Raw genomic sequence first — 20,396 nt, forward strand, 5'->3', positions numbered from 1 at the left:
GCGCACCACAGACACGCCGATCGCAGTGCTTGCCCGTGAGGTGGGGTGGAACGATCCTGATTTCGCGGCCCGTCAGTTCCGTCGTAGCGTCGGCGTGACGCCGAGCCGCTACCGAGCCATCGCCCGCGCGCGTGCCGCTACCGGGGCCGGGTGAAACGCGCATCGAGCCGGGTCATATCCGCAGGATCAGCCGCCTCCGCCCCACAGCTCCCGAGCGCTCCGGTACTCCGGTAAGGACTCGTCGGGTTCATCGCGGAGCCTGACGGTCGCCAGTCTCGTTCCGTCGTCCGTCTCGTCTTCCTGATCCGCCCGGCGTACCTCGTGGTCGCACGGCTGCTGCCTCTCGGCGTGGCCCGGCGGAGGGAGGTCAGGCATGGCTATGAGGAATAAGACACGTGAAGCGAAGCTCGAAGCTCTCGAAGAACGCATTGTGCGCTCGGTTGAGGAACTGGTGTCGGGTGAGGACTGGCGGCGGGCGATCGAGTTCGCCGCCCGGTTCCGGTCGCGCTCGTTCAACAACACCCTGCTGATCTGGGCGCAGCACCTGGACGCCTACGAGCAGGGCCGGGTGCCGACCCCGACGCCGACGTGGGTGGCCGGGTTCCAGGACTGGAAGAAGATGGGCCGCTGGGCAGAGGCCGGCGGCGGCTATGAGATTCGCGCGCCGGTCAGGGTGCGGTTCGCGACAGCGACTCCGAAGGACCCGGCCTCGTGGCGACGCCTGACGAAGGGCGAGAAGCCGCGCCCTGGCGAGGTCGTGCAGCGCCGGATCGTCAGCGTCGTCCCGGCCCATGTCTGGGATGTGTCCCGGACTCACGGTGCGGAGCTTCCGGAGCTGCCGAGCCCAAAGCTGCTGGAAGGCGAAGCACCTGCCGGTCTCTGGAAGGGCCTGGCCGCCCAGGTCGAGTCGCTGGGGTACGAGGTGCTGCACATGCCAGACGGCGACGCGATGCACGGCGCGAACGGCATGACCGACTTTGAGAGCCGCCAGGTGCTCGTGCGTACCGACATGGACCCGGCCGCGCAAGTGAAGACTCTCGCGCACGAGCTGGGCCATGTGCGTTTGCACGGCCCGAACCAGCAGGACGCGCGCCAGCATCGCGGGATCGGTGAGGTCGAGGCCGAGTCGGTCGCGCTGATGATCGCCGCTGCGCATGGCATGGACACCAGCGACTACACGATCCCCTACGTCGCCGGGTGGGCAGCGAGCGTGGACGGCAAGGACCCGGTGCAGGTCATCCGGGACACCGGCGAGAAGGTCCGGCGCACCGCGACCGAGGTCCTGGGCCAGCTCGACACGATCCAGCTCGGCAACGGCAACCCGGTCTCGCTACGGCTCGACGGCCCCGAACACTCTGGACCCGAGCAAGCGCCGCAGGTGGAGCCGCTGCCCGAGCGAGAGCCGCAGAGGGTGCAGGCGGTGCCGGGGCGGGGGCTGTGATGGTCTCCCCCGGAGCCCTCGCCGCCGTGTTCGACCGGCTCGACGGTCTGCCGTTGCCGGAAGCGGCACGCGAGCTGGCGAGGGCCGGGGTGCCGGTGTTCCCGTGCGTGCCCGGCGAGAAGACCCCGATCGTGCGACGCGGCTTCCAGCGCGCGACGACCGATCCGCGCCGGGTGGCGGGGTGGTGGCAGTGGAGGCCGGGCGCGAACATCGGCATCCCGACAGGCGCTGCCTCGGGTCTGGTCGTGATCGACGTGGATGTGCACGGCGTCGACGGGTACGCCTCATACGCGCGGGCGGCACGCGCGGGTCTGATCCCGGCGCCGTTGGCGACGGTCACGACGCCCACCGGCGGTCAGCACGCCTACTTCCCAGCCGTCCCCGCTCGAATGCAGCGGTCATGGGCGGTCGGCAAGGCCGGGGTCGACTTCCGCGGGAACGGCGGCTACGTCATCGCCCCGCCCTCGGTGCTCATGCTGGACGGCGCACACGTCTCGTACCGGGTCGAGCAGGTCATCGCCGGTGCGGTCGAGCCGGTGGATGCGGTGCGCCTGCGCGACTTCCTCGATCCCCCACCGCCGCAGCGGCCGGTGCAGGCGGGCAGACCGGTGGCGGGGCGGGAGGACGCGGACCGGCTGGCGGCGTGGCTGTCCCGGCAGGTCAAAGGCGACCGGAACTACAAGCTGTTCTGGGCCGCGTGCCGTCTGGCCGAGGCGAACGTGCCGGTCTCTGATGCCCTGGATGCGCTGGTGCGTGCTGAGCAGCCCGACTTCGGGGAGCGGGAGATCACTCGCACCGTCTACAGCGCCTATCGCAGGGTCGGCGCCGGCGCCCGCCGGGAACGCTCCGCCTCCTCTGCGAGCCCGCCAGCGGGCGGGTGGGCTCCGCGTGACCCAGGGCTCCGGGCGGGCGCGGCGAGGGGGCTGGGATGAACAGGGTACGGGGGCGGCGCTGGGCGGTGGTCACGTCGGTTGCCGGGACGGTGTTCATCGCGGCTGGCGCGTTCTGGCTGTCGTTCACCGCGTTGGCCGACCTCGCCCACCGCTCCGGGATCGGGGCAGGGCAGGCGTGGGCGTGGCCGCTGATCGTCGATGGCGTGATCGTGGTGTCCACGGTCGCGGTGGTCGCGCTCGCCGGTGAGAAAGCGGCCTGGTATCCGTGGACGTTGCTGATCGGCGGCGCGGCGGTGTCGGTGACGGCGAACTCTCTGCACGCGGTCGTCGCCGCGGACGCCGACGTGCCCGGCCCACTGGCGGCCGCGGTTGCCGCGGTACCGCCGGTCGTGCTGCTGGCGATCACCCATCTGACCGTCGTCTTGACCCGATCCGCCGCGCGTCCTGCCGATGCGCCAGAGACCGCGGCACAGATCGAGACCGCACCCGCCGTGCCGTCGCCAGCCGAGTCCGGCATCACTGAGGCGGACGAGGACGGTGGGCCGGATCGTCGGATGCTGGCGGCGGAGCTGCGCGAGCGGGAGTGGTCGAACAAGGCCATCGCCCGGCACCTGGGGGTGCATCCCTCGACGGTCGGCCGGTGGCTGCCACGCCCCGAGCATCCCGACGCGCACCGGAGTAATGAGGCCGGCCCGTCTGGGCCTGAGCCCGTGAGGGAAGGAGCCACGCCATGAGCGACCAGGACCAGACGAACCCGGCAGAGCAGCACCACGGCCCGCCCCAGGTCGCGCAGTCACAACAGGCACGGACGACTCCGAACCCTGCCGAGGACGCGGAGGCCGCGGGCACGTCGGACGCGATCAAGGAGGCCACGTCCCGCAGGGCCGCGAAGGAGAAGCTGGCGCTGGTGCGGGGACGGGGCGTGGACTGGGTGCGCCCGACCGACCTGTTCGCCCACGGCGGCGGGGCCTTGTCCCGACGCGGCATCGACGTCACCGCCGCGGGGAGCCACCGTTTGCGAGCCCCGATCGACAAGGGTGCCCGGTGGGCCGCAGAGCGGGCGCGCCGCCTGCCACCGCTGTCGGCGTTCGGGCTTCATGGTGGCACCGATCGGGGCCAGGCCCGGTCCGGGGTCGGGATGCGGTAGCAGGTGGTGGTGAGTCGTGGACGCCCGGTTGGCAGAGGTGAGACCCGCAGGAGTCTGCGGGTGCACCTGCCCGCCAGGAGGTGCCCCGACCATGACCGACAACACCAGAACTACCGGCACGGCGAACACCAGCACGCCCGGTGAGGACTACCGCAGCAGCGAAGGGCTGCGTGCCCTGCTGTGCCGGATCCACGCTGCGGGGCGTGGCGCGTGGGAGCAGGACCCCGTGGCTGCGGAGCTGATGGCGTTCGCGGCCGAGAAGTACGCGGCCCTGGCGCACAAGCATCGGCTCGATCCGTGGGAGGCCGCGTCAGCGGCGTTCGACGTGATGCGGTCCAAGGCCGCCCGCACCGCGGAGGACCCGTGGGCGGTCGTCACGCACGCGGTGCGGATCACCTGCATCGCCGAGGAACGCGGCCAAGGACTGCTGTGCTCGACCCACCAGGCGCGCCGGCCCCGCTACTCGGTGTTCCACGACCCCGAACGGCTCTCCGACCGGGAGAACCCGCTGGACGACTACCACCCGGCGTTCCAGGTCACTGACCCGCACGACGGCGACGGTCACGGTGACGAGGCTGAGCGGGACGGTTCGGAGCCGACGTCCGCGACCGCGGCGGTGGAGGATGCGATCACGCTGCTGGTGCTGCTGGGCTGGCCGGCCGACACCGCGCGGACGGCGGTGGAGCACGTCTGCGGGGCGCTGACCCGGGTCGGGAATCGGCACACCGCCTACGAGACGCTGCGGCGCGACAAGCACGCCCGCGCCTTACTCGACCTACCGGGCCGGACCTGGGCGGTGCTGCTGCGCGCTCTGCTGGGCAGCCCGGACCCGGCGCTCGCGGCAACCGGCGCGGGACGCGGCATGCTGCTGCGGCTACTGATCGGCGAGACGCTCCCGGTGCTGCTGCGCGACGACGACCTCGTGCTCACCCTGTCTCTGGCCGCACCCGGCACGAACACGCGCGGCACCGACGCGTCGCGGGGTGCGCGATGAGCGCACCAGCCGGTCGCATCGAGCTGGAGAGGACGGTGGACTCCATCACCGTGGGCCGCCGACACCGCACCGACCTGGGCGACCTCGACGCCCTGGCGGCGTCGATCGACCGGCACGGTCTGTTGCAGCCGCCGACGATCACCCCGGACGGGACGCTGGTGTGCGGGGCGCGGCGGCTCGCGGCGATCAAGCAGCTCGGGCACCGGCGGGTCAGCGTGTGGGTGCGCTCGGGCATCTCGGACCGGCTCGGGCATCTGCTGGCCGAACAAGACGACAACCAGCTCCACAAGGCCCTCAGCCCGATCGAGGCCGCCGGCTTGTATCGGGAGATCAAGGAACTCATGGCCGAGGACGCCGCCCGAAGGAAGGCGGCCACCCAGTTCCAGGCCGGTCACAAGCCCGGAGAACATGGTCCCGCCGATTCGGCGGGACCACCCGCACCCGGCCAGCTCGGGGATGCTCGCGCGCAGGCGGCGCGCATGGTGACCGGCTCGTCTTCCTACACGCGGCTGGAGCAGATCGGTTTCCTGCAACGCCTGGCCGACGACCCCACCACCCCGGAGGTGCTGCGCGCTCAGGCCCGCGACGGGTTGGCGCAGATCGAGGCCGGCGCGCCGGTCAACCCGATCTTCCAGCACCTCCGCGATGCGCACGCCGAAGCCGGCACCGACCGGGATCGGCGGCTGCACGAGCTGGCCGACGAAGCACTTGCCCGCGTCCATGCCGCCAAGCGCGGCAAGGCCACGAAGCCGGCCGCACCGTCTCGTCGCCCGGTCGACGCGGACGAGGAGCCGGTGCGGTTCTCGGTGCGTGCGTTCGTGCTGACCTGGGGCGAGATGGAAGCGTGGTGGACGCACTACGACGTGGACGAGTTGGCCGCCGAACTCACCGACGAGCAGATCGCGGCGTTCGTCGCCGCCGTCGAGGGCACGGTCGCGTTCGCCGACCGGCTCCGCACCGCCCGCGCCGGCGCACAGCAGGACCGGCCGCTGCTGCGCGCCCTCTGAACCACCTCGTCGCGTCAGTCGCGGGCGGGTTCACCTGACGGGTATGAAGACGAATCTCGCCTCCTGGTCCCGTGGCCGGCTGATCGCCGTGATCGCCGCCGGGCTCGTGCTGCTGCTCCTGGTCGGCGTCGGCGTCTACGGGCTCATCACCGGCCCGCGACCGCCCGACGATCGCGCCCCCGACCCTGCGCCCACGGCCACCGCGCCCGGTGAGACCGACCCCGTGGCGCCGGGCCTGCCGCGGGTCGTGCCCTCGCACGATCCGGACGAGTTCGCCCGCAACGTCGCGGAGGCGCTGTTCGGCTGGGACACCGGGTCGGGGCTGATGCCGCTGGACTACACCGCCGGACTCTTGGAGGTCGGCGACCCCTCCGGCACCGAGCAGGCCGGGCTCGCCTCGGACATCGCCGCCTATCTGCCCTCGCGGGAGGCATGGATCGAGCTGCGCAAGTATGCCACCACCCAGCACCTGGTCATCGACCGCTCGTTCGTTCCCGAGGCCTGGGATCAGGCGGTCGAGCAGGCTCAGCCCGGGCAACTCCCTCCCGGTGCCACCGCGATCACGATCGAGGGCACCCGCCACCGTGAAGGCGTCTGGAACGACGAACCCGTCACCGCCGAGCAGTCGGTGTCGTTCACCGTGTTCCTGGCCTGCCCGCCGCCGGCGCCGCAGTTCCGCACCGGCCTGTGTCATGTGTTGCGCCTGTCCCAGCTCGACAACCCACTCCGATAGCCGGAGGTCGTGCCGTGCTGAAGAAGGTCGCCGCCGCCGTTCTCGCGCTGGTCCTCCTGGGTCCCACGCTGGCCCTGGTCGGGGTCGGCGTGCTGATGAATCCTGCCGCCGCGAACTGCGTGGTCCCTGGCGGCTCCGTCACCGTGGGAAGTGTCCCGGAGTCGCTGACGGTCACCACCGCCGAGGGCACCACGTTCACGGTGAACAAGACCCAGCTCACGCACGCGGCCACGATCATCACGATCGGAGGCGGCATCGAGGGCGTGGGTCGTCCCGGGATCACGATCGCGCTGATGGCCGCGCTGACCGAGAGCACGCTGCGGCAGTTGGCGAACACCGGCACCTACCCCGAGAGCGGCGACTACCCCAACGACGGCAACGGGTCGGACCACGACAGCTTGGGGCTGTTTCAGATGCGCCCGCAATCGGGCTGGGGCACCGTCGCGGATCTGATGGACCCGACCTACCAGGCCAAGGCGTTCTTCGGCGGGCCGACCGGCCCGAACTACCCGAGCCCGCGAGGTCTGCTGGACATTCCAGGCTGGCAGCAGATGGACCCCGGCGAGGCTGCCCAAGCCGTCGAGGTCAGCGCTTACCCGGACCGCTACCGCAACTATGAGCCGGTCGCCGAAGCCATCGTCGATGCCCTGACCGGTGCGTCCGGTTCTGGAAGCGGTTCGGCCGGCCCGGCAGTGTCCGTGGTCGCGGCGGGTCCGGTGGCGCAGTCCGCGCGCGTGGTGGTCCCGCTCCCGGAGGGGACGTGGGTGCTCACCAGCGAGTTCGGGCCCCGCATCCACCCGATCACCGGAGCGTCATCGTTCCACACCGGCACCGACTTCGCTGCCCCGGATGGCACCCCGATCCTCGCCGCTGCGGACGGCACCGTGACCGTCGCGGAGTTCTCCGGCGGCTACGGCGGACTGATCGTTATCGAGCACCACATCGACGGTCAGATGGTGGCGACCGCCTACGCCCACATGTGGCAGCACGGCATCCACGTCCAGGCCGGTGACCGGGTGGTCGCCGGGCAGCACATCGGCGATGTCGGCAGCTCCGGCAACTCCACGGGGCCGCATCTACATTTCGAGGTCAGGCCGGGCGGCACCAACGGCGAGGCCGTCGACGCGGCGGCGTGGCTCAACGCCCACAACGCCGCCGACCTGCCCGAAGCCACAGTCGGAAGCCCCGCCGGATGCGCCCCCGGCGGCACGACGAGCGAGCCGGTCCCGCTGGACGGCGACCCCGACCAGATGGTCGATGACCCCACCAGTAGCGGGCAGATCACCGCGCGGCTGCTGCACCTGTACGAACAAGGCACCAGCGCGTTCCCCGACACGAGATGGGCCTGCTACTCACCGCGCCCCGGCACCGTCTCCGAACACCCCTTGGGGCGTGCCTGCGACATCACATTCGGCAACACCATCGGCCAACAGCCGACCCCGGCACAACTCGAGGGTGGGTGGGCGGTGACGAACTGGATGAAGGACCACGCCCAGACCCTCGGGGTGGAGTATCTGATCTGGCAGGACAAGATCTGGTCCCTGGCCCGCGACGCCGAAGGATGGCGCGACTACACCCGCGGGACGGATATCACGACAAGGCACATCGACCACCTACACGTCACCGTCAAGGCCGGTGCGTGATGGACGTGTTCCCCGACTTCGACGGTCTTACCGGGATCGGTGATCTGGAACAGGTCATCGGTGCCCTGCTCACAATCGTGCTCATCGTCGCGGTGCTGATGATCGTCGTCTCGGCGATCTGCTGGGCGCTGGGCACCTCCCACGGCAACCACTCCCTGGCCTCCAAGGGCCGGATCGGGGTGCTCGTCGGCGTCGGCGCGGCCGTCCTCGCCGGTGCCGGTGTCGCGTGGGTGAACTGGCTCATCGTCCTCGGCCGCCAGCTCTGACCCTGCGCCAAACAGTGCGCGCTCAGGGTGTGGCTGGCTCACCTCGCCGCTGAACCAGCCATCTGCTCAGCAAGGGAGTAACCGCCGTGATCGACATCGACCCCAACAGCTCCGGCCTGCCCGGCATCGAACAGCTCCGCACCATCGTCGGCGCCGTGATGACCGTCGGCCTCATCCTCAGTGTCCTGGCGCTGATCGCGTCCGCGATCGTCTGGGCCTACGGCGCCAACAGCTCCAACCCGCACCTGTCCGGGCGAGGGAAGCTCGGCGTCCTGATTTCCTGCGGCGCGGCGGTGATCTGTGGCGCGGCGGTGACGCTCGTGAACTTCTTCTGGGACGTCGGCCAGGCCGTCTGATGCCGGCCCGCACAACAGGAGATTCGCGATGAGTGTCTGCGATGTTCCGATCATCTCGTCCGTCTGCGATGTGGCCGGCGAAGCGGCCGCGACGGTCGTGGCGGCCCCGTTCGACTGGCTCGCCCAGGCGATGGGAGGTGCAGCCGGCTGGCTGATCGAGGCAATGTGGACGGTGTTCGACACCACCACACTGGTCGATGTTCAGACGGACGGGTTCACCAGCGTCTACAACCTGATCTTCGGCATCGGCGTGTTCCTGGTGCTGATCTTCTTCTGCCTGCAACTGATCACCGGGCTGATCCGCCGCGACCCCACCGCCCTGTCCAGGGCCGCACTCGGAGCAGCGAAATCGGTGCTCGGCGCGTTCGTCGTGATCACGCTGACCGCGCTCGCGCTGGAGATCGTGGACCAGCTCTGCATCGGCATCATCCAGGCCTCCGGGGAGACCACCGGGACGATGGGCGACAAGATCATCCTGCTCGCCGCCGGGCTCACCGGCATCAACATCGCCGCACCCGGCGTCGGCGCGATCGTCACGATCTTCCTGGCCGGGCTGATGATCGCCGCCGTCTTCATCGTTTGGTTCAGCCTGCTCATCCGTAAGGCGCTGCTACTGGTGGCCGTGGTGCTAGCGCCGATCGCGTTCGCCGGAGCGTCCTGGGACGCCACCAAAGGGTGGATCGGCAAATGGGCTGCATTCGTGATCGCGCTCATCATCTCCAAGCTCGTACTCGTCGTGATCTTCCTGCTCGCTATCACCCAGATCGCCACCCCGATCGAGGCAGACATCACCGCCGTTACTGAGCCGATCACCGGCACCGTTCTCATGGGTATCGCAGCCTTCGCCCCGTACATGGTCTACCGGTTCGTGTCGTTCATCGGATTCGACCTCTACCAGCAGATGGGCACCGAGCAAGAGGCCAAGAACGCCCTCAACCGTCCCCTGCCGCTGCCGTCCAAGCCCCAGGGCGGCAGCGAGCCGAAGAAGGTTCTCGATGACCCCCAGGGTGGCGCCCCGCAGGGCGGGTCGGGCACAGGACCGGGCGGCTCCCCGCCGCGCAACCCGGCGCCCACCGCGGGCGCGACCGGGACAGGAGCGGACGCCGGAGCCGGTGCGGGTGCCGGGGCGGGCGCTACTGCGGCTGGTCCCGCGGCTGCGGTCGTCGTCGGGGCGCAGGTCGCCAAGGGAGCCGCTGAAGCCGGGCCGAAGGCAGGCAAGGCGGTTGCGGGTCAGGCGGAGGCCGCCGCGAGCGGCGCTGAGGGGCAGGCCGGTGGTGGGGCCGCGCCGTCGAAGGCGCCCCCGCCGCCCTCCGCGCCGCAGCCGCGTACGCCCGCACCGTCCAAGCCTGTGCCGCCGCAGACCGGGAAGGAGTGACGCATGTCCGCGACGGAACGGAAGGCGCCCGGGAGCGAGCTGACCCCGGTGAAGTTCTCCCGCCTCACCCGGCGGGGTGTGCTGCTGGGCCTGTCGGTCTCCCAGCTCGTCGCCGCCGGCATCGGCGGGCTGACCATGCTGGCCGCGCTCTACGCCGGCGCCGGAATGCTGCTGGCCTACACCGCCCCGATCTGGGTGCTCGCCGCGGTGCTGACCTGGGTGCCCATCGCCGGGCGGCCGATGGTCGAATGGCTCCCGGTCACCTGCTGGTGGCTATGGCGTACCACCGGCGGGCAGCTGCTCTACCGGCGGCGGATCGTCAAACCGCGTCCGGCAGGGAATCTCGCGTTGCCCGGCGACATGGCCCGGTTGCGGGAGCATCTGGACCCCGAGACCGGGGCGTGCATGATCCACGATCCCCGCCAGGCCACGCTCACCGTGGTCTGCGAGGTCACCCACCCCGCATTCGTGCTGCTCGATCCCGGCGAGCAAGAACGCCGGGTCACCTCCTGGGGGCGGGTGCTGGCCACGGTATGCCGGTCGGGGCGGATCGCGACCCTGCAAGTGCTCGAACGCACCCTGCCGGACTCCGGGGCCGGGCTGGCCGAATGGTGGGCCGAGCACGGCACCGCCGATGACTCCTGGGCCGCTCAGACTTACGCCGAGCTGATCGAGCGGGCCGGTCCCGCCGGCGAACGACACGCCACCACGATCAGCCTCTCCCTGGACATGAAGACCGCGGCTCGGCAGATCAGGACCGCCGGAGGCGGCATCCGCGGCGGTGCCGCGGTGCTCCGCCAGGAGATGGCGACGCTCACGGCCGCGCTCCGTTCAGCGGACCTGGCCCCTGTCGGCTGGCTCGGTCCCGGACAAGTCGCCGTGATCCTGCGCTCGGCCTACGACCCTGCCGTCGCCGCGACGCTGGAACGTCACGGACGACTCGGCCAGGAGCTCGCCACGGCCGGGCCGGTCGCGGTCACCGAGACATGGGGCACCCTGCGCACCGATTCGGCCTGGCACGCCGTCCTGTGGGTCGCGGAATGGCCGCGGTCGATGGTCTATCCGGGGTTCCTCGCCCCGGTGCTGCTGTCCACCGGCATCCAACGGTCGGTGTCGCTGATCTACACCCCGATGCGCTCAGACCAAGCAGCCCGCGACATCCGCAAGAAGAAGGTCGAACACATCTCAGACGCCGCACAGCGCGCACGAATGGGACAAATCGAGGACGCCAGTCAGACCGCTGAGTACCAAGACGTGCTCCAACAGGAGGCCGACCTCACCGCCGGACACGGGGTACTTCGCGTCTCCGGCCTCATCAGCGTCTCCGCGCCCACCCTCGACGAGCTGGAAGCAGCCGTCGCCGCGATCGAACAGTCCGCGATCCAAGCCTCCTGCGAGACGCGCAGGCTCGTCGGCCAGCAAGCGGCGGCGTTCACCGCCGCGGCGATACCGCTGTGCCGGACGGTGTGACCCGCGGGCTCACCTGACCGGCATCGAGAGACCCAGCACAGATGGAGGCCCGTGATGCCCACGTTCACCGATCCCGCCCACGACGCCAATGAGGCCTACGAAGCGTTGCGCGGGCTCGCGCACGCCACCCGCACCGTTGAGGACCCGTCCGACAGCTACGCCGTGATCGGTGACCTGCTGGGCGGGATGCGGTCGCTCCGACAAGTCCTGGATCAGCTCGCCAACGCCCACTTGAACCATCAGCACCAGGTCACCGACGAGGCCCGCGACCAGGCCGGCGGCGCGGTCGAGGCGCTGTCCGCAGCCGACGAGCTGCACCACGCCGGCACGCTCATCGACCAGGCCCACGACCGGCTCAACGCAGCGATGACCCACTCCGGCCGGATCGTGTGGAACCCCCACGGACCGCTGGCGGAACGGTGGGTCGGGATCGTGTTCCTCCACGGCGAGGAAGCCGACCGAGTGCTCGACCTCATCGACCGAGAAGGGCCGGAGGCGGGGATCGAGAATCTGTCCGGATGGGACTACGGCGATGAGACCACCGACGCTGCCTTGCAGAACGGCGACGTTCACGACCGCGCCCCCGCTTACGCCGGCGACCATCAGGCGGAGACCGGCGACTACGCGATGACCTACAACCCGCAGGCGGGACACGTCGCTCTCTACCGGCGGCACCTGATCCGGCCCGAAGACGCCATCGACCCGCCCGCCGAATCCTCCGTCCCAGCTCGGCGCCCACCGGCCGGCTCCGCGGCCACCGGGCGCCGCAGCGCCGGTCGCGACAAGTCGTGGTTCAGCCATCCCGGCGTGGCCGCGGTCAAGCAGAACCGCGGGCTGTCGCTGTGAGCCGGGACGAGAAGCTGCACACCGCGGTCCTCGTCGCGCCCGCCTCTGAGCGGCGGCGGCTGCGCAAGGCACGGAGGGAGGCGGCGGCCCGGCTCGTCGCCGAGCAGCGCCAGGCCGAGAGAGCGACGGCACGAGCCCGGATGGAGGCTGAGCGCGCGGAACGCCGCGCCACGGTCTATCTGCCGCCGGCAGGTGAGCCCGGTCCGGCGATGCTCCGCACTCCGGGACGGTTCCGGCTTCCCCGACATCAGGACACCAGCGCCGTGCTCGCCGGCCACTACCCATTCCTCGCCGAGGCCGGGCTCGGGCCACAAGGGATGTTCATCGGCCAGGACCTCTACAGCGGGTCGTCGTTCGTGTACGACCCGTGGGTGCTGTACCAGCGGGGCATCATCACCGCCCCGAACCTGATCCTGGCGGGCATCGTCGGCTCCGGGAAGTCGTCGCTCGCCAAGAGCCTCTACACCCGCAGCCTGCCCTTCGGCTACCGCGTCTACGTACCCGGCGACCCCAAGGGCGAACACACCGGCGTCGCCGAAGCCGTAGGAGGCAAAGCCATCATCCTCGGACATGGGATGGGCAACCGCCTCAACCCGCTCGATGAGGGCTACCGCCCCGGCGGCCTCAGCGACCAGGAGTGGGCCATCACCCTCGCCGCACGGCGCCGTGACCTGCTCGGCGCGCTCACCGAGACAGTGCTCGACCGCCCGCTCGCGCCTCTGGAACACACCGCAATCGACACCGCACTCGCCGGGGCGGTGCGCGACGCGGACGTGCCAATCCTGCCGATGGTGGTCGACCGACTGCTGCGCCCCGACCCCGCCGACGACCCCGACGGGCGGCTGACCGAGGACGGCCGGCAAGTGGGACACGCCCTGCGCCGTCTGGTCCGCGGTGACCTCAGCGGGCTGTTCGACGGCCCCAGCACCGTGAGATTCGATCCATCGCTGCCGATGGTCAGCCTGGACCTGTCCCGCGTCACCGAGAACAGCACCCTCATCAGCGTGCTCATGACCTGCTCGTCAGCGTGGATGGAAGCCGCGCTGCTCGACCCGAACGGCGGACGCCGTTGGGTCATCTACGACGAAGCCTGGCGGCTCATGTCCCACCCGGCGCTACTGCGACGGATGGACGCACACTGGCGGCTCGCGCGGCACTACGGACTGGCGAACCTGCTCGTGTTCCACAAGCTCACCGACCTGGAAAACGTCGGCGACCTCGGCTCAGCGAACCGGGCGCTCGCGAACAGCCTGCTCGCGAACGCCGAGACCCGGATCGTCTACCGGCAAGAGACCGACCAGCTCGGCCCGACCGCGGCCGCGCTTGGACTCACCGGCACCGAACAACGTCTCCTGCCGGGGCTCGGCACCGGGCAAGGGCTCTGGCGGATCAAGGACAGGTCGTTCGTAGTGCAGCACCAGCTCCACCCCGCCGAGCTGGCCGCGTTCGACACCACCGCCCGCATGACCGGGAACTCCTAGAAGTTCCCCAGATTCCTGACGGTTTTCGCGAGAGCTTCAAGGTCCTCCAGGACGTCTCTGGGCCCGTTGGGAGCGAACAGCCCGGCGTTCGACAACGGACAGGCTGTCGGATTATGTCGACGCGTCTGGCTCTACGCCTGGGTGGGGACGGGTGTCTGCTGGTAGAGGGCAAGTCGCCACGTGCCGTCGTGCCGGGTGTAGACGCTGGACATGAGCGCGGTGAACGCGGGCTCATCCTCGTCGCGGTAGGCGCGGCCGGTGTAAACGAGGATCGCGTGATCGTCGCTGAGGGCGATGAGTCGCTCGTCGGCGATGTCGTAAGTCCGCCACGGCGGTGCTTCGCCCAGGGAGTCGATGACCGCCTGCCGGTCGAAAACCTGACCGTGGGCGAGAACCATGACGCCGTCGCTGGTCATGATCTGCCCGTAGAAGTCCGCGCCTGTGCTGTTACAGAGGGATCTCCATCCCTGGTGTTCGAGGTCGAGCAGCTCGTCGAGCACGGTACGTCTCCTTCGTTGGCCGGGGTTTCAAGCCTACGAGGAGATTGATTCCCCGGACGTTCACGAATCCTGACCTGAGCCGCGCCGCCTTCACGCAGGAGGACTCTGGCTCACCTCGCGGCCATGAGGAAACCCGAGCCCGAATCTGTCCCGGTATCCATTCCGCTCATCGTGCTCGATGTGCACGAGGACGGGACTGTTACTGTCACGGTCGACGGGAAGCCACTGGACCCGGACCCGGTCGCGGGGCCGTGGCGGCGCTCCTCGTTCGGGCAGATCATCGACCACGCCACGAACGACCGGACGATCCCGGCACGGGTCGAGGTCCGCGAGTCGGACGGAACGACCTTCACCGACATCATCGCGCCCCGACGCCGCCGACCCTCCCTCCCACACCCCGCACCGGAGCAGGCGGCGCTGCCGGTGTTCCACACCGTCACCGGCGACGGATTCGTTCCCGGTGAGGACGTGGCAGTCGCCGTCGTCACCGGGCACACCGACGCCGCCGGGACCGGCACCGCCCGCGCCTTAATCGATCCCGCCCATCTCGGGCCGGATACTTCGGGCGGGGTCGTGGAGGTGCTGCTGGTCGGCCGCATCTCTGGCACCACGATCATCCGGCGGATCGAGCTGTGAACGGCCAGGGCCGGCAGACCGGCTCTTTCGGAGACGAGCTGACCAACGCCGCGATGATCGGGCTGGTCGTCTTGTTCGGCGTCGCTCTCGTGCTCCGCGGTGCCGGATCGGTCGCGGCATTCCTCACCGACACCGGCCAGCCCGCCGGCGACGCCGCCTCCGGGATAGGCGTGCTGTTCAATCCCGGCGACCCCGCCACAGCGCTCGACGCCCCGGGCCTGAACCCGGTGGCGTACTGGACGGTCACGAGCCTGCTGCTGTCCGCTCTGGCAGCGGGCGGACTGTGGGCGTGGTCGCGGCTGCGCCGGCACACGCACCGGGTCGAGCAGGACCCGCGACGGATGGCCGGTATCGCCACCCGGCACGAGGTCGCCGCCGCTGCGTCCGAGAAGGCACTGCTGCGCCGCGCCGGGAACCTGCGCCCCGGCCTGGATGATCCTCGCGCACGGGATGTCGGCTACCGGCTCGGCGTCTCCAAGGGCGCGAGCGTGTGGGCGTCGGTCGAGGACTCGATCATGGTCATCGGTCCGCCCCGCTCCGGCAAGGGACTGCATCTGGTGATCCCGGCGATCCTCGACGCACCCGGCGCCGTGGTCTGCACCAGCACGAGGCCGGACAACCTGACCGCGACCATGCGCGCCCGCCAGAGAGTCGGCCCCGTTGCTATTTTCGACCCGCAGCACCTCGCCGAAGGACTGCCTGCGGGAATGCGGTGGTCGCCGATCCGGGGCTGCGAATCCCCGCAGACCGCGATGATCCGCGCCACCGGACTCGCCGCCGGCACCGGCCTCGCCTCCGGTGGGGTCGATGGCGGCGGGTTCTGGGAAGGCAAGACCAGAGCCGCGCTGCAATCACTCCTGCACGCCGCAGCGATCGACCACCGGCCACCGGCTGAGCTGTTCCGCTGGACCCTCGACCCCACCGCAGCCGCCGACGCGGTGGCGATCCTGACCGGCTCAACCCAAGCAGCGACGGGATGGGCCGAGTCCCTGGAAGCGATGATCGACTCCGACCCCCGCACCCGAGACTCCATCTGGCAAGGCGTGTCCCTCGCTCTCGGATCGCTGGCCGACCCGCGGGTGCTCGATGCCGTGTCGCCCGGTCCCGGCGAGGGCTTCGACCCCGAGCACTTCATCCAGAACCGCGGCACCCTGTTCCTCCTGGCCACCGGGTCCGGCGCAGGGGCCAGCGCCGCGCTGGTTGCCGCGCTGGTGGAAGACCTCATCGAGACCGCCCGGCGGCTGGCTGCACGCTCACCCGGTGCCCGGCTCGATCCGCCGATGCTGCTGGCGCTGGACGAGATAGCCAACCTGTCGCCGCTGCCATCGCTGCCGACCCTCATGGCCGAAGGTGGCGGCTCGGGCATCACGACGATGCCGGTGCTCCAGTCGCTCGCGCAGGCGCGGGACAAGTGGAACGAGCACCAGGCCGGCGCGATCTGGGACGCCTCGATCGTCAAGGTCATCCTCGGCGGCGCGTCCAACAGCCGCGATCTGCAAGACCTGAGCGCGCTCGTGGGGGAACGCGACGAATACACCGACTCCGTGACCCTCGGCGATCACGGCACCCGCTCCAACCAACGCTCCATCCGCCGCATCCCGATCTTCCCGCCCGACCGCATCCGCCGGCTCCCGTTCGGCACCGGCATCGTCCTGCTGCGCTCCGCGCCCCCGATCTTCACCGACCTGCACCCCTGGCCGAAACGCCCCGACGCCGCCCAGCTCACCGCCGACCGTACGGAGATCGAAGCCCTGCTGCGCCGCACCGAGGACTGAACGTCCAGACGCCTCCTGGCCCACCTGCCTGCCACAGCGAGCCCCGGCACGACCCGGGGATGCGAGAGCAGACAGGAGCAGAGCATGTCCGACACCCCACACCAGGACGCCGCCGCGGACGAGGTTCCCGACCCGGACCTGGGCGACACCGACGACGGCTTCGAGGACCCGCTGGTCGCCGAGCCGCCGCACCCGATCAACTGGAACCTGCTGAACGCCGACGACGCCGAGGTCGAGTGGCTGGAACTCAACCGGTGGGTGGACTGGCTCAGGCACACCTACGGCTTGCCCGCCTCCGTCATCCCGCCGGCCTGGCACACCCACCCCGAACTGCTGTGGGAACTGTCCGCGCTGCACCTGCACTGGCTCTGCGCCTACGACCCCGAGCAAGACGGCTCCGCGCCGCTCGGCTGGCACCGCGACTTCGCCGACGCCCGCCAACGCCTCCGCGACTGGGTGGCTGCCTCGGGCACGAAGCTTGACCACGACCGGCCCACCAGGCAGACAGTCTGGCCCGGCGAGGAACCCGCCGACCCCATCGAAGATGTGCCGATCATCGACCGCGACGCCGAGTTCGTGGAGTTCGTCATGACCGACGTCCAAGCCCGCCGCGTAGCCGAGGAAGCCTTCTACCGCGACCTCGACCCGGACACCGGAGAAGTCTCATGAGCGAGAAGGCCGAGGCACTGGTCGTGTCGCCGCTGCTGGATAGTCGTGAGGTTGCCACGTACTTGAAGGTGTCAGAGTCCACGCTGTCGCGGTGGCGATCGGCCGGGACCGGGCCACCGTTCCTGCGGCTCGGCGGGATTGCCCGATATCGGCTCGATGCAGTGGACCGCTGGCTGGGCGAGCTGGAACGCGACCATGCCTCGGAGGGCTGAGCCGCAGCCGACCGCTGAGCCCAAGCCGGTGCCGCCGATCGGGGTGAAGGTCTCCACAGATATGGAGCGCCGCTCCTACGGCATCCGTGCCCGTGCCCGGTGGACGGACCCGACCACCAAGCGCCGTGTCATTCGCTCGGAGATCGTGCGGGACGAGGCGGCGGCACACGAGTTCTTTGACCAGCTCCGCAACTCGTCCACCAAGGGCATGGACGTGTCCATGACGCTGCTGGAGTTCGTCACCTCCATCGGCGACAGGTGGGCGCGGGGCCTGGACCCGACCTCCACGGGCGAGACGTACGGCTACGGGCTGAAGCTGCGGGTGCTGCCCGCTCTCGGGCACCTGCCGGTCACCCAAATCACGGCCGGGATCATCGACCGCACCATCGACGAGTGGGAGAAGCGTCACGGGGCGTCGACCATCAAGAACACCATCGCGCCGCTCGTCCGGGTGCTCGATGAAGCCGTCCGGGACGGACTGATCCAGATCAACCCCGCCAAGAACCGCGCCAAGCGAAGCCTGAACCGCAACGCCTTCCGCGGACAGTCGGCCGAGCAGTCCTCCCCGCGGGCGCATGCGATCCCGGACATGAGGACCCTCAACCGGCTCGCCAGGGTGTGCGGCAAGGTGCATCAGTCCTACAGCGACTTCGTGATGCTCGCCGCGCTGCTGGCGGCACGGTCCTCGGAGGTGTCCGGGTTGCGGGTCGGTGACGTTGAGTTCGATAAGAACCTCGTCGTGATCCGGCGGCAGGTCTTCCCCGGCAAAGGCGGCCTGGTCACCAAGCCGACCAAGAGCCGCAAAGAGCGCCGGGTGCCGATCCTCGAACCGCTCCGTCCGGTACTGGAACGCCTCACCACAGGCAAGCAGCCCGAGGACTCTTTGCTGGTCGGACCGAAAGGCGGCTACCTCACCACCGCGACCGTCCGCGACGCCACCAACTGGGACGGCATCGTCGCGAAGCTCGGCCTGCCCGACCTCACCCGACATGGCCTTCGCCACACCGGAGCGACCTGGATGGCCGACGCCGGCATCCCGCTGCACGTCCTCCAAGACATCCTCGGCCACGCCTCGATGGAAACCACCCGTGGCTACCTCCACCCCGACGACCGCCACCTCGCCTCCGCCGCCGAGCAGGCCAACGCCTTCCTCTCCGCCGCTGGACAGCGCAAACACGCCCGGCGCATCGGCCCGGCGGCGAGGAGCCTGTGATGCGTTCCGAGGTCGAGCGAATGCTGCCGGAGGTGCTCTGGTCCCCTTTTGGTCCCCTTATCCACAGAGGAGGGGGTCGAGGCGGTCCGGCCATCCACAGCCGACCTGTCAGCACCGCGCCAGGGGGACCAGAGGGGGACCACAGAAAACGTCCCTCGGACATGACGAAACCCAGGTGAGAACCTGCTCTCACCTGGGCTTTTACGTCGGGCTGACAGGATTTGAACCTGCGACCCCCTGACCCCCAGTCAGGTGCGCTACCAAGCTGCGCCACAGCCCGTGGCATTGTTTTTCAGTTGTTCGGGCCGACCGAAGAGTGGTAAACCACTTAACCCCCAGTCAAGTGCGCTACCAAGCTGCGCCACAGCCCGTCTCCGCGGAGCACCGCGAGACCGCACGAGATTACACCGGCGGGCCGCCCGTTCTCCAATCCTGCGGACGTCGCACACGTCACTCACCAGGTCCGACGACGAACGGCGCGTCCGGTGGCCCCGCCGCCGCGGCGAGCCTCAGCCGCAGTGTGCGGCGGGGCGGTGGTTGACCTCACGCGCGGCTCCCGCCAGGCTTCGAGCATGACGTCGTTCCCCCCGAACGATCCGGGGCGAGCGTCCTCCCCGGGTCCCTCCGACGGGCACCGTGCGCCGGACCAGTACGGATGGCCGGGGTACCCGCCGGCTGACACGCACTCTCGATCGGACGGGCAGTGGCCGGGGTACCCGCCTGCTGACCCGCACTCTCGACCACAGGGGGCGTACCCCTACGGGCCCGGCCCCTCCTCCCCGCACGCGGGGTACTCCCCCGGCCCCGCCGACACGCACTCTCGACCAGATGGGAAGCGCGGGGGCGGCGGCAGGTGGGTGGCCGCGATCGTGGCGATCGTCGTCGGAGCCGGGCTGGGCGCCGGGGCCGGGTGGTTCGTCCTCGTCCGCGACGACGAGGAACCGACCGCCGCCACCGCCGAGGGCGACGCCAGGCACGTGTGCGACATCGCCGGTCGGTACCCCGACGGGATCGACCTCATGGCGACCGGCGGGCTCGACGAGGATCCGGTCCACTACCTCGTCGGCCTGATGCCCACCCTGGCCCGGGGCGCGGCCACGGAGGATCCGGCGTACGAGGTGCTGGTCGAACCGACCGAGCGGGTGAGTCAGGCCCGCAACACGTTCGACACCGACGGGATCGGTACTGCTCTTGACGACGTGCGCGCCGCGTGCGCCGACCTCGGTCTCGAGGGAGCGGCATGAGCCCGGCACGCGCGACCGCCACGCCCGGGCGCTCCGGCACGCTCCTCCTCGTGCTCGCCTCGCTCGTCATCGGTGCTCTCGTGGCGTTCGGCGTGACCGGGCTGCTCGTCGGCGACGAGGAGGAGGCCGACGCCGCCACCCGGGACGCCGCCCACGCCTGCCTCCTCGCCCGCTCGATCCCGGCCGACGCGGGCGACGACCTGTTCATCGGCGACGACGGCAACGTCCCCCACTCCCGGTTCTACTCGATGGCCGCGCTCGCCGAGGCCGCGGGAATCGCCGACGGGCGCTTCTCCGCGCTCGGCGGGTACGGCCGCGAGGCTCAGGTGACGTACGCCGAGATGTTCTCGATCGAGCCGGCGAACCAGTACCTCGACTCGTTCCGCGAGGAGTGTGACCGGCTCGAGCTCTGAGGGGAGCACGGGAGGACGCCCGGCACGGCTCAGCCGGGGCCGGCACCACCGCGCCACCGCGCCACCGCGCCACCGCGCCACC

Annotated in this window: 22 protein-coding genes and 1 tRNA gene; 21 read left to right on the forward strand and 2 right to left on the reverse strand. The window is 70.4% G+C overall.

Going from position 1 to position 20,396, the window contains the following annotated elements; all coding sequences use genetic code 11:
• Window positions 1–373 precede the first annotated feature (373 nt).
• The 14 genes from ACZLMO_RS11525 to ACZLMO_RS11590 all read left to right on the forward strand — a co-directional run bounded on the left by ACZLMO_RS11525 (window position 374) and on the right by ACZLMO_RS11590 (window position 13,652).
• Complete coding sequence (locus tag ACZLMO_RS11525; protein WP_463653820.1) at window positions 374–1,441, forward strand: ImmA/IrrE family metallo-endopeptidase; 1,068 nt, start codon at window positions 374–376, stop codon at window positions 1,439–1,441.
• A complete protein-coding gene (locus ACZLMO_RS11530) occupies window positions 1,441–2,373 on the forward strand; it encodes a bifunctional DNA primase/polymerase (protein ID WP_463653892.1) in 933 nt (310 codons plus the stop codon). Before ACZLMO_RS11525 ends, ACZLMO_RS11530 begins: the two co-directional genes overlap by 1 nt.
• Complete coding sequence (locus ACZLMO_RS11535; protein ID WP_463653821.1) at window positions 2,370–3,068, forward strand: DUF2637 domain-containing protein; 699 nt, start codon at window positions 2,370–2,372, stop codon at window positions 3,066–3,068. Before ACZLMO_RS11530 ends, ACZLMO_RS11535 begins: the two co-directional genes overlap by 4 nt.
• Complete coding sequence (locus ACZLMO_RS11540) at window positions 3,065–3,481, forward strand: hypothetical protein (protein ID WP_463653822.1); 417 nt, start codon at window positions 3,065–3,067, stop codon at window positions 3,479–3,481. The genes ACZLMO_RS11535 and ACZLMO_RS11540 overlap by 4 nt, the downstream gene beginning before the upstream one ends.
• Window positions 3,482–3,572: 91 nt before the next feature.
• Window positions 3,573–4,475 carry a hypothetical protein gene (locus tag ACZLMO_RS11545; protein ID WP_463653823.1) on the forward strand — a complete coding sequence of 301 codons (903 nt, stop codon included), beginning with the start codon at window positions 3,573–3,575 and terminating at the stop codon, window positions 4,473–4,475.
• The gene (locus tag ACZLMO_RS11550; protein ID WP_463653824.1) at window positions 4,472–5,482 is read left to right on the forward strand and encodes a ParB N-terminal domain-containing protein; all 1,011 of its coding nucleotides are present in this window, start codon (window positions 4,472–4,474) and stop codon (window positions 5,480–5,482) included. The genes ACZLMO_RS11545 and ACZLMO_RS11550 overlap by 4 nt, the downstream gene beginning before the upstream one ends.
• 43 nt (window positions 5,483–5,525) lie before the next feature.
• Window positions 5,526–6,215 carry a hypothetical protein gene (locus ACZLMO_RS11555; protein WP_463653825.1) on the forward strand — a complete coding sequence of 230 codons (690 nt, stop codon included), beginning with the start codon at window positions 5,526–5,528 and terminating at the stop codon, window positions 6,213–6,215.
• 14 nt (window positions 6,216–6,229) lie between these two features.
• Window positions 6,230–7,858, forward strand: a complete 1,629-nt coding sequence (locus ACZLMO_RS11560) for a M23 family metallopeptidase (protein ID WP_463653826.1) — start codon at window positions 6,230–6,232, stop codon at window positions 7,856–7,858.
• Window positions 7,858–8,124 (forward strand): DUF6112 family protein, encoded by a 267-nt coding sequence (locus tag ACZLMO_RS11565; RefSeq protein ID WP_463653827.1) that lies wholly within the window; start codon window positions 7,858–7,860, stop codon window positions 8,122–8,124. Before ACZLMO_RS11560 ends, ACZLMO_RS11565 begins: the two co-directional genes overlap by 1 nt.
• Before the next feature lie 86 nt (window positions 8,125–8,210).
• The gene (locus ACZLMO_RS11570) at window positions 8,211–8,480 is read left to right on the forward strand and encodes a DUF6112 family protein (protein WP_463653828.1); all 270 of its coding nucleotides are present in this window, start codon (window positions 8,211–8,213) and stop codon (window positions 8,478–8,480) included.
• A gap of 28 nt (window positions 8,481–8,508) precedes the next feature.
• The gene (locus ACZLMO_RS11575) at window positions 8,509–9,855 is read left to right on the forward strand and encodes a conjugal transfer protein TrbL (protein ID WP_463653829.1); all 1,347 of its coding nucleotides are present in this window, start codon (window positions 8,509–8,511) and stop codon (window positions 9,853–9,855) included.
• 3 nt (window positions 9,856–9,858) lie between these two features.
• On the forward strand, window positions 9,859–11,325 hold the full coding sequence (locus tag ACZLMO_RS11580; protein WP_463653830.1) for an SCO6880 family protein: 1,467 nt from the start codon (window positions 9,859–9,861) through the stop codon (window positions 11,323–11,325).
• Window positions 11,326–11,379: 54 nt separating this feature from the next.
• Entirely contained in the window at window positions 11,380–12,171 is a 792-nt protein-coding gene (locus ACZLMO_RS11585) for a hypothetical protein (protein ID WP_463653831.1), read from the forward strand.
• Window positions 12,168–13,652 carry an ATP-binding protein gene (locus ACZLMO_RS11590; RefSeq protein ID WP_463653832.1) on the forward strand — a complete coding sequence of 495 codons (1,485 nt, stop codon included), beginning with the start codon at window positions 12,168–12,170 and terminating at the stop codon, window positions 13,650–13,652. Before ACZLMO_RS11585 ends, ACZLMO_RS11590 begins: the two co-directional genes overlap by 4 nt.
• Before the next feature lie 131 nt (window positions 13,653–13,783).
• Here ACZLMO_RS11590 and ACZLMO_RS11595 read toward each other — a convergent pair whose 3' ends face one another.
• Window positions 13,784–14,152: a DUF4440 domain-containing protein gene (locus ACZLMO_RS11595; RefSeq protein ID WP_463653834.1), complete on the reverse strand. Its 369-nt coding sequence runs from the start codon at window positions 14,150–14,152 to the stop codon at window positions 13,784–13,786.
• 123 nt (window positions 14,153–14,275) lie between these two features.
• Here ACZLMO_RS11595 and ACZLMO_RS11600 point away from each other — a divergent pair, with 123 nt between their 5' ends.
• The 5 genes from ACZLMO_RS11600 (at window position 14,276) to ACZLMO_RS11620 (ending at window position 18,657) form a co-directional block, all read left to right on the forward strand.
• A complete protein-coding gene (locus ACZLMO_RS11600; RefSeq protein WP_463653835.1) occupies window positions 14,276–14,788 on the forward strand; it encodes a hypothetical protein in 513 nt (170 codons plus the stop codon).
• Between the two features lie 53 nt (window positions 14,789–14,841).
• The gene (locus tag ACZLMO_RS11605) at window positions 14,842–16,563 is read left to right on the forward strand and encodes a type IV secretory system conjugative DNA transfer family protein (RefSeq protein ID WP_463653893.1); all 1,722 of its coding nucleotides are present in this window, start codon (window positions 14,842–14,844) and stop codon (window positions 16,561–16,563) included.
• Window positions 16,564–16,647: 84 nt separating this feature from the next.
• Window positions 16,648–17,232 carry a hypothetical protein gene (locus ACZLMO_RS11610; RefSeq protein ID WP_463653836.1) on the forward strand — a complete coding sequence of 195 codons (585 nt, stop codon included), beginning with the start codon at window positions 16,648–16,650 and terminating at the stop codon, window positions 17,230–17,232.
• Window positions 17,229–17,444 (forward strand): helix-turn-helix transcriptional regulator, encoded by a 216-nt coding sequence (locus ACZLMO_RS11615; protein ID WP_463653837.1) that lies wholly within the window; start codon window positions 17,229–17,231, stop codon window positions 17,442–17,444. Before ACZLMO_RS11610 ends, ACZLMO_RS11615 begins: the two co-directional genes overlap by 4 nt.
• A gap of 61 nt (window positions 17,445–17,505) precedes the next feature.
• Window positions 17,506–18,657 carry a tyrosine-type recombinase/integrase gene (locus ACZLMO_RS11620; protein ID WP_463653838.1) on the forward strand — a complete coding sequence of 384 codons (1,152 nt, stop codon included), beginning with the start codon at window positions 17,506–17,508 and terminating at the stop codon, window positions 18,655–18,657.
• Window positions 18,658–18,863: 206 nt separating this feature from the next.
• On the opposite strand, the gene ACZLMO_RS11625 is transcribed toward ACZLMO_RS11620, so the two are convergent.
• A tRNA-Pro gene (locus ACZLMO_RS11625) sits at window positions 18,864–18,937 on the reverse strand.
• Between the two features lie 577 nt (window positions 18,938–19,514).
• Between ACZLMO_RS11625 and ACZLMO_RS11630 the strand changes: the two genes are divergently transcribed.
• Both ACZLMO_RS11630 and ACZLMO_RS11635 read left to right on the forward strand, forming a co-directional pair.
• The gene (locus ACZLMO_RS11630; RefSeq protein ID WP_425714133.1) at window positions 19,515–19,901 is read left to right on the forward strand and encodes a hypothetical protein; all 387 of its coding nucleotides are present in this window, start codon (window positions 19,515–19,517) and stop codon (window positions 19,899–19,901) included.
• Window positions 19,898–20,314: a hypothetical protein gene (locus tag ACZLMO_RS11635; RefSeq protein WP_463653839.1), complete on the forward strand. Its 417-nt coding sequence runs from the start codon at window positions 19,898–19,900 to the stop codon at window positions 20,312–20,314. The genes ACZLMO_RS11630 and ACZLMO_RS11635 overlap by 4 nt, the downstream gene beginning before the upstream one ends.
• The last annotated feature ends 82 nt before the right edge of the window (window positions 20,315–20,396 follow it).

Source organism: Georgenia sp. G2120 (assembly GCF_055326485.1).